This window comes from Rhodoferax koreense, assembly GCF_001955695.1.
GTDB lineage: Bacteria > Pseudomonadota > Gammaproteobacteria > Burkholderiales > Burkholderiaceae_C > Rhodoferax_B > Rhodoferax_B koreensis.
Window position 1 is genome coordinate 1,579,663 of sequence record NZ_CP019236.1, and the last position, 13,020, is coordinate 1,592,682.

Sequence of the window (13,020 nt, forward strand, 5' to 3'; positions counted from 1 at the left end):
CTTGAGCGCGCAGGTGCTAGCGCAGTCTTGCCCTACGCCGCCTGGGAAGGACGTATTGCTGTTTGTGGACAACTCCAGCTCCATTACCAATGCCGAGTTCGACGAGGCGCAGCAAGCTATCGCCGGCATCGCCGCAAGCGTGCTGAGCCGCCCGGGTTATCGCCTGGCAGTGGTCAATTGGGGCTGCGAGGCGGGTCGCCGCGCCAGCCGCGATGGTTGCCGCATCGACCTTGCCACCGGCTCCGCCATTCCGGGTGGGTGGTCCACCAATCCCGCTGATTTTGCCTATGCAGGCAACAACAGTCCCGCCAACAAGGTCTGCCGTTCATTCGGCACCAACTTTGCCGGTGCGATCAATCGCGACAATTGCGGCGGTGGCAACTTCACCGTCAATGTCAACGACGACTATGCCCAGCATGCCTTGAAGGTTCTGGAAGGCGCGCTGTATAGCGGCGGCACGACGGGAGGCAACGACAGCTACAACCAGCCCACGCTGGGGCCGTCCGCTCCCACCCAGCAACTGATGTTGATCCACATGACCGATGCGGACCCGAACTTCGGCCGCCTCGATGGCACATCAATCCGGGAAATGCCATCCACCGAAACCGGCCTTGGTTTCTATTACTACAGCAATCGTTTCAAAAATGTGCGCAACGCCGTCATTGTCGGCGTGGGTATCGATGCGACGGCCACGTCCGCCGTGAACCGGGGGGAGCTGGGTGCCTTCGCCAGCAGGGGCGGCACCGGGAACGATTACGACGCTGCCCATTCGACAGCCATCTCGACTCAGGCGTTTGATACCGGTACGCCGCGCATTGCGTCCTATAGCACCACCTATAACGCCACGACCATACTGGATGCCGCCAACACCGCATTCAACGCGACGGTGCCAGCCTGCGTGATCGTGCGCAAACAAAGCATCGATGGCACCGGCAGTTTCAGTTTTACCGGGGGCACCAACGGCTTGCCGGCATCCTTGACGCTGAGTACGGCGACGACCAATCCGCAAGCCGCCACCGGCGTATTCCTGTCGCAATTCAACACCCCCACCAGCATCACCGAAACCATTCCCACCGGCTGGGCTCTGAGTTCGGCCACTTGCGTCAATGCAAGCAATGCCAATGTCCCTGTCACCAGTAACCTGTCAAGCGGTCTGCTGACCATTCCGGGGTCCGAGGTGGTAGCGGGGGCGCAATTGACCTGCACGTTTACCAATTCCCGGGTGCAACCCGGATTCGGGAGCTGCAATGCGCGGATGTTCCTGGACCAGGTCAGTACGGCGAGCAGTCCGAATGTGTCCACGTTGTACAACGTGGGCTATTTGAGTTCACCGTTCACCTACACCAGCCTCGGCACGGGCCTGGCGCGCAACGGCATCGGCTACAACCCGCTGGACAACTACATTTACGGCATCGAGTGGGACGGCTCTAGCGGCAACGAATTGATCCGGGTGGGCTCGGACGGCAGCAGTGTCAACCTGGGTGTCATCGCCGGACTGCCCGTGGGCAACTACAGCAACGGCGTGATTTCGCCCGCGGGCGACTATTACCTGACCTCCGGATCCGGCGGCGCGACGCTGTACCGCGTCAACATCGCCGCGCGCACGGCCACCAGCATCAGCATGAGCCAGTCCATCCTGGTGTCGGACCTGGCCTGGTACAACGGGCTGTTGTACGGCCTCAGTGGCGGCAGGCTGGTCAGTGTCAATCCAGGCTCTGGCGTCGTTGTCGACAATGGCTCGACCTCGCCGCTCGGTTCGGCGATTGCGATGTGGGGCTTCAGCAACGCGCTGCTGGCCAGCGGCGGCGGGCCCATCTACGCCATCGACCCGGCCACCGGAGCCGCCACGCTGATGAGCAGTGCACCAGCTGCGGGCAACGCCGACGGCGCCAACTGCGCCAGCGCCGCCATCCAATTCCCCGCCGATCTGTCGGTGACCAAGACCAACACCCCGGCGCAAGGCCCGAGCGACCTGGCCAACGACACCTACGTGCCCGGCGAGACCCGCAGCTACGCCATCGTGGTCCGCAACGGCGGGCCGTTCGGGGCGCAGAACGTGACGGTGAGCGACCCGGTGCCGGCCGGCATCAGCGCCGGCACGGTGAGCTGGACCTGCGCGGCCACCTCTGGCGGGTCTGTCTGCGGCGCGGCCAGCGGCAGCGGGGCGCTCAACGACACCGGGCTGAACCTGCCGTCGGGCGCCGTGGCGACCTACACGGTCACCATGACCGTGCCCACCGGCTTCACCGGGGCACTGACCAATACGGTGACGGTCACGCCGCCGAGCAACGTCAACGATCCCAACCCGGCCAACAACACCGCCACCGACACCGACCAGGCCGCGGCACGCGTCACCCTCAGCAAACTGAGCCTGGGCGGTGTCGGCGCCTTCAGCCTCAGCGGCAGCAACGGCGTGGCGCCCCAGACGCTCACGACCACGGTGGCCGGCACGGCGGTGAGCGGCACGTCGCAGGTGCTGACGACGGCAGGCATCGCCACGACCCTGACCGAAGCTAGCCCGCCGGCCGGCTACGTCCTCAGCGCCATCAACTGCACCGGCCTGGGCGGCGGCGGCACGGCCACGCCCGACCTGGCCGCGCGCACCGTCACGCTCGATGCTGCCGCCACGGCCTCGGGGGCCAACATCACCTGCACCTTCACCAACAGCCGCATCCCGCTGCTGCGGCTGCAAAAGGCCCTGCCCAGTGGCCGGGCCGCCGCGGCCGACCAGTTCACGCTGAACATGACCGGCATGGCGGGGCTGACCACCACCGGCAGCGGCAGCACCGCCACGGGCGTGCTCACGCACAGCGGTATCACGATCGGCAACAGCTACACCCTGTCGGAGAGCGGCGCGGGCGCCACCAACCTGGCCAACTACAGCAGCAGCTACGCCTGCACCAACGCCCTCGTCGGCGGGCAGACGCCCAGCGGCACGGGCACCAGCTTCTCCGTCACGCCGGTGGCCGGTGACGACCTCACCTGCACGCTGACGAACACGGCGATCCTGGCCGACTGCAGGTGGTCAAGACCGCCAGCCCGCCCGGGGCGGTGCAGGTCGGCCAGGTGGTGACCTACACCATCGTGGCGACCAACAACGGCCCGGCCGCGGCCCACGGCGCGAAGCTCACCGACACCCCGGTGGGTCTGAACTGCCAGATTCCCTCGGCCACGGCGACCTGCACAGCCACCGCCGGCGCCAGCTGCCCGTCTGCCACGGTGCCGGTGGCCAGCCTGACCGGCAGCGGGATCACCCTGCCGGCTTTCCCGAATGGCGGCTCAGTCACGCTGGCCATGCAGTGCACGGTGTTGCCTTGAGCCGGAAGCAATGTAAGCGGGCCATCCCCATCGCTCGAGTAAACAAGCGCAGATGAATGAAATTTTCTTTTTGATGATATTGTTGTAGAAGTTACATTTTTATAAATTTCATCGTCTAGCTTCCCATGATGAGGTCTTCCCAATCCCTCGCCAAAAAACTTGCGCTTGGGTGCTTCCTGGTATTGGCCAGCGTTTTCGGCTTGGGCGATGCGAACGCGCAATCGACCAATCAGTGCTCGGTTGCGAATTCGCTGCCTGTGATTGCTTCGCCGGCCGACTCAGGCTTTGTCGCTGACGACACGGCCGGCCAGACCCACACCCCGACGTTGAATGGGTCTCAAACGACCACGCGCCTGGGCACCCAGCCGAACGGGGCGATCGGCGTGGCGGGTGAGCTTCAATGGAACAACTCCAATGGTGCCAACTCGGGCATGGCGACGTTGGAAATCCTCATCAACGGGGTCAGGTACGCGATGCTGTCCACATCGGACAGTTCAGCCGGCCTGAACAGTCCGAACGGGGTATTCCAGCCAGACAACGGATCGTCGATTTCCGTCGATGGCAATGCGGAAACCGCCACGCAGCAACCCTTTGTCGGTGATGCCTTCTCGAGTGGGCGCACCTACCGTCCGTTCACCATTCGTCTGCCGCTTTCCGTCACGCGGGTCACCAGCGTGCAGTATCTCTATCGCTCCAATTACAACGGCGGCGGGGCAGACGATGACATCCGCTTTCGCAACATCCAGATCAACCAGTGCAAGGCTTCGTTGCGTATCCAGAAGGTCATCGGCGGAGGCCGCGTATCGGCGACGAACCAGTTCACGCTGTCCATCGCGGACGCAGGGAGCACGCAGGCCAGTACCACCACGACCGGCACGGGGACGACTGTGGGCAACGGCACCGCAACGCTCGCGCCGTTCACGGCAGGCACTGTCTATACATTGTCCGAAGTCGCATCGGGCAGCACGACGCTCAACAGCTACGACACGAGCTACGCATGTACCAATGCCTCCAGTGGTACGGGAACCAGCATGCCCAGTGGAGCGGGCACGAGCTTCTCCCTCACGCCTGCGGCGGGCGATGATGTCACCTGCACGCTCGTGAACAATCTGCTGCCGCCTTCGTTGTCGATCACCAAGGCAAGCAACGGGCCGTGGACGGTAGGACAGCCCGGCGCCGCCTACACACTGACCGTTGGCAACACGGGAGCGGTGTCTACGAGCGGGACCATCACGGTGCGCGACCAGTTGCCATCGGGCATCGGCATCCGTCCGGCCAGTGGATTCGCCGCCGCGACCGGATGGACCTGCAGCTACTCGGACGAGGCGGCGCAGAGTGCGACCACCATCGTTCCCAATACCGGCATGCTGATCGCATGTACTTCGGCGACAGCCCTTGCTGCCGGCGGCACCGCGGTGCTGATCATTCCCGTCGTGGTCACATCGGAATCGCCTTCCTCGGTTGTCAACTACGCTTCCGTTGGAGGCGGCGGCGACGCCTTCAACGGCGGCACAGCGCCCACAGCAGGCCCGTCGTGCAGCAATGCCGCGCATTGCGCCAGTGCCACCACTGGCGTGACCGCCTCGCCGCCCGCACCCGCCACCTGCACGGTCGGAACGCCTGTCAACTTGTTGGCAACGGCCCCCTTTCAAAGCAACTTCTTTACCGACAGCACCACCGAAACGCGAACCGCCACGCTGACGGCGACTTCCGGCGACTACAGGCTGGGTACCGGGAACGGTGGCCGCTTTGTCGTCGACATGAATTGGAAATGGAGCCCGGGCTACCCTTTGCCATCGAACGCGGCGACCATGACACTGCGCGTGAACGGAACCAATTACGCGACGATGACAACGCAAGCGGGCTTTGCCGGTTACGGGACGCTGGTGGCGCTGAACGGTGCGAGCCTGTTTGACGGAACGACCACCCTGGAGACCAATCGGGTGTCGAACGAAGATATCTGGGTCACGCTGCCGTCTTCGGTCACAACGATCACCAGTGTGCAGATGACCTACACGGCGGGCTCGGCCGCGGATGATTTCTTCTTTACCGGTCCTGCGATCTATGGGTGTCCTGCTCCGGCCGATCTGTCGGTGACCAAGACCAACACCCCGGCGCAAGGCCCGAGCGACCTGGCCAACGACACCTACGTGCCTGGCGAGACCCGCAGCTACAGCATCGTGGTCCGCAACGGCGGGCCGTTCGGGGCGCAGAACGTGACGGTGAGCGACCCGGTGCCGGCCGGCATCAGCGCCGGCACGGTGAGCTGGACCTGCGCGGCCACCTCTGGCGGGTCTGTCTGCGGCGCGGCCAGCGGCAGCGGGGCGCTCAACGACACCGGGCTGAACCTGCCGTCGGGCGCCGTGGCGACCTACACGGTCACCATGACCGTGCCCACCGGCTTCACCGGGGCACTGACCAATACGGTGACGGTCACGCCGCCGAGCAACGTCAACGATCCCAACCCGGCCAACAACACCGCCACCGACACCGACCAGGCCGCGGCACGCGTCACCCTCAGCAAACTGAGCCTGGGCGGTGTCGGCGCCTTCAGCCTCAGCGGCAGCAACGGCGTGGCGCCCCAGACGCTCACGACCACGGTGGCCGGCACGGCGGTGAGCGGCACGTCGCAGGTGCTGACGACGGCAGGCATCGCCACGACACTGACCGAAGCTAGCCCGCCGGCCGGCTACGTCCTCAGCGCCATCAACTGCACCGGCCTGGGCGGCGGCGGCACGGCCACGCCCGACCTGGCCGCGCGCAGCGTCACGCTCGATGCTGCCGCCACGGCCTCGGGGGCCAACATCACCTGCACCTTCACCAACAGCCGCATCCCGCTGCTGCGGCTGCAAAAGGCCCTGCCCAGTGGCCGGGCCGCCGCGGCCGACCAGTTCACGCTGAACATGACCGGCATGGCGGGGCTGACCACCACCGGCAGCGGCAGCACCGCCACGGGCGTGCTCACGCACAGCGGTATCACGATCGGCAACAGCTACACCCTGTCGGAGGGCGGTGCGGGCGCCACCAACCTGGCCAACTACAGCAGCAGCTACGCCTGCACCAACGCCCTCGTCGGCGGGCAGACGCCCGGCGGCACGGGCACCAGCTTCTCCGTCACGCCGGTGGCCGGTGACGACCTCACCTGCACGCTGACGAACACGGCGATCCTGGCCGACCTGCAGGTGGTCAAGACCGCCAGCCCGCCCGGGGCGGTGCAGGTCGGCCAGGTGGTGACCTACACCATCGTGGCGACCAACAACGGCCCGGCCGCGGCCCACGGCGCGAAGCTCACCGACACCCCGGTGGGTCTGAACTGCCAGATTCCCTCGGCCACGGCGACCTGCACAGCCACCGCCGGCGCCAGTTGCCCGTCTGCCACGGTGCCGGTGGCCAGCCTGACCGGCAGCGGCATCACCCTGCCGGCCTTCCCGAACGGCGGCTCGGTAATGCTGACGATGCAGTGCACGGTGTTGCCTTGAACCAGGGCGGTCATCCCCGCATGTCAACGAGAGCTGGCCCGGCTCATTCCCGCAGCCGGCGCAGCAGTTCGGGATCCGGGTAACCATCCGCTGGCACGCCGATGCTGCGCTGGTAGGCGCGGATCGCGCCGCGCGTGGCCGGGCCCATCATGCCGTCGGGCGTGCCGCTCGCAAAACCACGCTTGTTCAGTGCCGTCTGCAGTGCGAGCACCTGGCTGCGTGTCGGTGCCTGCAGATCACGCGGCCAGGCCGCCTGCACTTCTGCGCCACCCGCCAGGCGTTGCGACAGCAGGCTGACGGCGAGTGCGTAGCTCACCGAGTTGTTGTAGCGCAGGATGGAGCGGAAACTCGGGCCGACCAGGAACGCCGGGCCACGCGCGCCTGCGGGCAGGAGGACTTCCGCATCGGTCAACGGTGGCAGTGCGCTGCCATCGGCGCTGCGCAAACCCTCGGCCGTCCATAGCGCGGCCGGTTGACGCACAGTGGCATCGGCCCGGGCCACGTCGAAGCCGGGCGGCAACTGGACTTCCGTGCCCCAGGGTTGGTCGGCCTGCCAGCCGGAGCGGGCCAGAAAGTTGGCGGTAGAGGCCAGCACGTCGGCCATGCTGCCCCAGATGTCGCGCCGGCCGTCGCCGTCGGCGTCCACCGCATAGGCCAGGAAGTTGGACGGCAGGAACTGCGTCTGGCCCATGGCGCCCGCCCATGAGCCGATCATGTGGCCACGGTCGATGTCGCCGTTCTGCAGGATCTGCAGGGCCGCGAGCAACTGGCCGCGTGCCCATTCCTCACGCCGGCCCTCGAAGCCCAGCGTGGCCAGGGCGTCGATGGTCGGGATGTCGCCATAGTTGCTGCCGTAGTTGCTCTCCATGCCCCAGATGGCGATCAGGATGTTGGCCGGCACGCCGTAACGCGCCGCCGCCGCATCGGCCTCGGCCCGCACCTGCAGCCATTTGTCCTGTCCGCGGGCGACGCGTTGCGGCGACACGGCGGTGTCGAGATAGTCCCACACCGTGCGCGTGAATTCGGGCTGCGCACGGTCGGCGGCCACCACACGCGGCAGTTCCTGCACACCATCGAACGCCTCGCGCAGGATGGTGTCGCTGATGCCCGCGGCGCGCGCCGTGACCCGGAAGTCCTCGATCCAGCGGGCGAAGCCCTGGGCCCGCACGGCGTCGCCGGCTGGGGCGAGCTGGCTTGGGACGGGCGCGGCAGACGACGGTGGTACAGGCGGGCTTGCCGGGTGGGGCGGTGCCGTGGCACAGCCGGCCAGCCATGCAGCACCGGCAAGGTAGAGCAGCCGGACCTGACCAAGCGATGAATGGATGCGGTGTTTCATGCGCCGATTTTCGCTGTTGGAGCGAAGGGCCAACCCGGGTGCCGACCAGCCACGGGCAAGGATGCTCGCTATGCAAGGAAAAAATTAGTTTCTTAGTACCTAATTATGTAAGCAAATGATTAAACCAAGATAGAAAAACGGAATTTTGTAGACAATCAAAAATAAAAAAACGCTCATCTACTTTTCTATTTATTTGCCGCATAACGGTTTCCGTTGCATGCAACATTTTTCACCGAACAACGGAGATCAGTTCGCAGGACTTCGCCACGCCTGCCGCGAGGCGTTGCCATGCTGGTGAAAGCAGTCGTGTTGGCCGTAAAACGATGCCTGTGGCAAAGCGCCTGGGCCGGGCTCTGCATGCTCGCTGCCGGCGCCTGCCTTCCCTTCATGGCACAAGCCGACCAATGGATGACAACGGCGACCGGCACGACAGCCAGTAACGGGCAGGCGATGTCGCTGGGGTTCGGCAACGGGGTCACGGCGACCTATACCCAGGGCGCCGCCATCAACAACCCTGCTTTTTGCGGCTCAAGCCAACACGCCGCGCCTGGTGGGACCTTGGGTGGCACCAACGTTGCCACATTCATCGAACCCGATCCACCGGCGGGCAGCGTTTCCGTCAGCCAATGCATCGGCAACGGTGCCGCGGGGGTCCTGCGTACGGTGCCACACAGCTTCAGCTTCAACAAGCCGATCATCGGCCCGGTCCTCCACCTCCAGAATCTGGACGGCACCGTATACGACGTGAGCGCCACCACCATCTCGGGCGGGGCGGTCACGTACACCCAACTGGCCAAGAACGACGCCATGGAGGTGGCAGCGCTGAATGGGACCACCACGCGCTTCAACGACACGCCACAGCCTGCGGACAACGGCGGCTGCATGGGGAACGGCGGAGGCAACCCTAGCGGCGCGTGCGGCAGTTTCCGCATGAATGGGGGGCCGGTTCAGAGCTGGTCCGCGGCGAACCGCCAGCTCATCGCTTACAACTCCGGAGATGGTTGGACCTGGTCGGTGTCTTTCCAGACGGCGCGTTTGACCAAGGCATTCGCTGCGGCGTCGATCCAGTCGGGCCAGACCACCGCATTGACCTTCACGATCGATAACACCAACGCGACCAACGGCACCAACGCGGCGACGGCGATGCCGCTGGGGCCCCTCGACTTCACGGATATTTTTCCCGCCGGCCTGAGCCTCGCCAACGGGATCAGCAGCAGCACCTGCAGCGGCGCCACGGTGGCGAACACTTCTGGCGGTACGCTCAATGCAGGCGATACCGGCGTGCAGGTAAGCGGCCTCACGGTGGCTGCGAACGCGAGTTGCACAGTGTCGGTCTCGGTGACGGCGGTTTCCAGCGGAACTTATTCGAATACCGCCGCCAACATGAGCAGCACGATCGGCAATCTCGTCCTGGCGCCCAGCGCATCTTTGACGGTGGTGCCGCAACCCGGATTCGGGAGCTGCAATGCGCGGATGTTCCTGGACCAGGTCAGTACGGCGAGCAGTCCGAATGTGTCCACGTTGTACAACGTGGGCTATTTGAGTTCACCGTTCACCTACACCAGCCTCGGCACGGGCCTGGCGCGCAACGGCATCGGCTACAACCCGCTGGACAACTACATTTACGGCATCGAGTGGGACGGCTCTAGCGGCAACGAATTGATCCGGGTGGGCTCGGACGGCAGCAGTGTCAACCTGGGTGTCATCGCCGGACTGCCCGTGGGCAACTACAGCAACGGCGTGATTTCGCCCGCGGGCGACTATTACCTGACCTCCGGATCCGGCGGCGCGACGCTGTACCGCGTCAACATCGCCGCGCGCACGGCCACCAGCATCAGCATGAGCCAGTCCATCCTGGTGTCGGACCTGGCCTGGTACAACGGGCTGTTGTACGGCCTCAGTGGCGGCAGGCTGGTCAGTGTCAATCCAGGCTCTGGCGTCGTTGTCGACAATGGCTCGACCTCGCCGCTCGGTTCGGCGATTGCGATGTGGGGCTTCAGCAACGCGCTGCTGGCCAGCGGCGGCGGGCCCATCTACGCCATCGACCCGGCCACCGGAGCCGCCACGCTGATGAGCAGTGCACCAGCTGCGGGCAACGCCGACGGCGCCAACTGCGCCAGCGCCGCCATCCAATTCCCCGCCGATCTGTCGGTGACCAAGACCAACACCCCGGCGCAAGGCCCGAGCGACCTGGCCAACGACACCTACGTGCCCGGCGAGACCCGCAGCTACGCCATCGTGGTCCGCAACGGCGGGCCGTTCGGGGCGCAGAACGTGACGGTGAGCGACCCGGTGCCGGCCGGCATCAGCGCCGGCACGGTGAGCTGGACCTGCGCGGCCACCTCTGGCGGGTCTGTCTGCGGCGCGGCCAGCGGCAGCGGGGCGCTCAACGACACCGGGCTGAACCTGCCGTCGGGCGCCGTGGCGACCTACACGGTCACCATGACCGTGCCCACCGGCTTCACCGGGGCACTGACCAATACGGTGACGGTCACGCCGCCGAGCAACGTCAACGATCCCAACCCGGCCAACAACACCGCCACCGACACCGACCAGGCCGCGGCACGCGTCACCCTCAGCAAACTGAGCCTGGGCGGTGTCGGCGCCTTCAGCCTCAGCGGCAGCAACGGCGTGGCGCCCCAGACGCTCACGACCACGGTGGCCGGCACGGCGGTGAGCGGCACGTCGCAGGTGCTGACGACGGCAGGCATCGCCACGACACTGACCGAAGCTAGCCCGCCGGCCGGCTACGTCCTCAGCGCCATCAACTGCACCGGCCTGGGCGGCGGCGGCACGGCCACGACCGACCTGGCCGCGCGCACCGTCACGCTCGATGCTGCCGCCACGGCCTCGGGGGCCAACATCACCTGCACCTTCACCAACAGCCGCATCCCGCTGCTGCGGCTGCAAAAGGCCCTGCCCAGTGGCCGGGCCGCCGCGGCCGACCAGTTCACGCTGAACATGACCGGCATGGCGGGGCTGACCACCACCGGCAGCGGCAGCACCGCCACGGGCGTGCTCACGCACAGCGGTATCACGATCGGCAACAGCTACACCCTGTCGGAGGGCGGTGCGGGCGCCACCAACCTGGCCAACTACAGCAGCAGCTACGCCTGCACCAACGCCCTCGTCGGCGGGCAGACGCCCAGCGGCACGGGCACCAGCTTCTCCGTCACGCCGGTGGCCGGTGACGACCTCACCTGCACGCTGACGAACACGGCGATCCTGGCCGACCTGCAGGTGGTCAAGACCGCCAGCCCGCCCGGGGCGGTGCAGGTCGGCCAGGTGGTGACCTACACCATCGTGGCGACCAACAACGGCCCGGCCGCGGCCCACGGCGCGAAGCTCACCGACACTCCGGTGGGTCTGAACTGCCAGATTCCCTCGGCCACGGCGACCTGCACAGCCACCGCCGGCGCCAGCTGCCCGTCTGCCACGGTGCCGGTGGCCAGCCTGACCGGCAGCGGCATCACCCTGCCGGCTTTCCCGAACGGCGGCTCAGTGACCGTCACCGTGCGGTGCACGGTGCTGCCGTGATGGCGCGGAAAGGCCGAATCGCCCAATGAAAAACCCCTTGATCCGTGCGAATCAAGGGGTTTGCATGAGGTGCCGTGGTGCCCGGGGCCGGAATCGAACCGGCACACCTTTCGGTGGGGGATTTTGAGTCGCTGTGTAAGGTGCTCTGTCTGGGTAAGCGGTGCGAAGCTGAGCGAAGGTTGAAGAAGTAAAAAGTAATTTCAGATCAGTAGGTTAGCGAAGTTTTGCGAAATCGGTGAAAACTGATCTGTGTACCTGTACTGTACCGCGGATGCGCTTCTTTGGAGGGGTGGTTGGTGGTCCTAACTCGATGGCGCGCAGTGATTTGCGATGGACCCCGCCAGGCTGATTTCCGCCATTCGCACGCCGGATGCAGACGGCTGTCTCAGACGCAACTGGTCAACTACATTCCAGCACAGCGCTAGTTGGTTGGACTGGAAAATCTATGTCACGCCCATCCATAGTTGAGCAGCAAACGAAGCTGGCGTGAAGCCCAAGCTGCAATGAAGACGCCGACGCTGACCGCCACTATGGGCCAACAAGCTGCTGAGCGACTTATCAAAGCGCTTTCATCGCCCCTGCGGCGTATCGGCTACCAGGCCTATACAAGCGAGCAGTCGCAAGAGGCCCGCGGCCAGTACGAATACGCAGAGCAGGAGGCGCGGGCAAAGCGCGCTGGCCTTTGGCGTGACGTTGAGGTGACCACACCGTGGGACTGGCGGCGCGGAAAACGGCGACTGCTGTTGGGGAATCGACTCCGCAATACCGCTACGTCGAGGTCAACGGACGCCCATGAAATCTGCGAATTGGTGCTCTCGGCCACGAAGGGTTGGCCACTGCAAAGCCGCGAACGACAGCTGCAGACTGATTGCTGACTTTGAGATTTCAGCGCTGAGCGACCGCGGCGCGCGAAACCCGCCATTTACGTTCAACAGGCGCGTCGGTCCGCTGTACATCCCGAATCGGTCAGTCAGCGACAGCTCGTCCCCAAGCTGCGCGAGCGGCTGTTTGCGCAATCGGCGAGTTGGCGCTGTGCGCCCCTGATCTGACATCGGCTTTGCTGATTTCGCCGCCCCAAACCTGCCGGTCAGACACCCCGCGCACTCGGCCAAACGCGGGTGGAAGAAATCGGCAGCGCTTTGGGCTTCGGGCGTCGACAAACTCCCAGGAATCAAAAGCTGATGTGAAGATTCTCGAGGGATCAAGCAACCATGGGAACTGGCGCAAACCCAGTGTTCATGCGGGTCAGTGGGCTTTTGCAAGGCCTTCCATCGACTTTCACCTGCCCCGGCAGCTAATTCTTCATTCAATGGAGCATGTATTTATATGTATCGATCAGAACATCAAAGG

Annotated in this window: 6 protein-coding genes; 5 read left to right on the forward strand and 1 reads right to left on the reverse strand. The window is 65.4% G+C overall.

Features of this window, described 5'->3' with window-relative positions; all coding sequences use genetic code 11:
• Positions 1-64 precede the first annotated feature (64 nt).
• The 3 genes from RD110_RS07420 to RD110_RS07430 all read left to right on the forward strand — a co-directional run bounded on the left by RD110_RS07420 (position 65) and on the right by RD110_RS07430 (position 6,797).
• The gene (locus RD110_RS07420) at positions 65-3,073 is read left to right on the forward strand and encodes a DUF11 domain-containing protein (protein ID WP_157900071.1); all 3,009 of its coding nucleotides are present in this window, start codon (positions 65-67) and stop codon (positions 3,071-3,073) included.
• Positions 3,022-3,318, forward strand: a complete 297-nt coding sequence (locus tag RD110_RS07425) for a DUF7507 domain-containing protein (protein WP_076198137.1) — start codon at positions 3,022-3,024, stop codon at positions 3,316-3,318. The genes RD110_RS07420 and RD110_RS07425 overlap by 52 nt, the downstream gene beginning before the upstream one ends.
• 326 nt (positions 3,319-3,644) lie before the next feature.
• On the forward strand, positions 3,645-6,797 hold the full coding sequence (locus tag RD110_RS07430) for a DUF11 domain-containing protein (RefSeq protein ID WP_162277347.1): 3,153 nt from the start codon (positions 3,645-3,647) through the stop codon (positions 6,795-6,797).
• A 43-nt stretch (positions 6,798-6,840) separates the two neighbouring features.
• On the opposite strand, the gene RD110_RS07435 is transcribed toward RD110_RS07430, so the two are convergent.
• Positions 6,841-8,133 carry a lytic murein transglycosylase gene (locus RD110_RS07435; protein WP_076198141.1) on the reverse strand — a complete coding sequence of 431 codons (1,293 nt, stop codon included), beginning with the start codon at positions 8,131-8,133 and terminating at the stop codon, positions 6,841-6,843.
• 387 nt (positions 8,134-8,520) lie between these two features.
• Here RD110_RS07435 and RD110_RS07440 point away from each other — a divergent pair, with 387 nt between their 5' ends.
• Positions 8,521-11,670: a DUF11 domain-containing protein gene (locus RD110_RS07440; RefSeq protein ID WP_162277348.1), complete on the forward strand. Its 3,150-nt coding sequence runs from the start codon at positions 8,521-8,523 to the stop codon at positions 11,668-11,670.
• A 503-nt stretch (positions 11,671-12,173) separates the two neighbouring features.
• A complete protein-coding gene (locus RD110_RS27765; protein ID WP_157900072.1) occupies positions 12,174-12,545 on the forward strand; it encodes a hypothetical protein in 372 nt (123 codons plus the stop codon).
• The last annotated feature ends 475 nt before the right edge of the window (positions 12,546-13,020 follow it).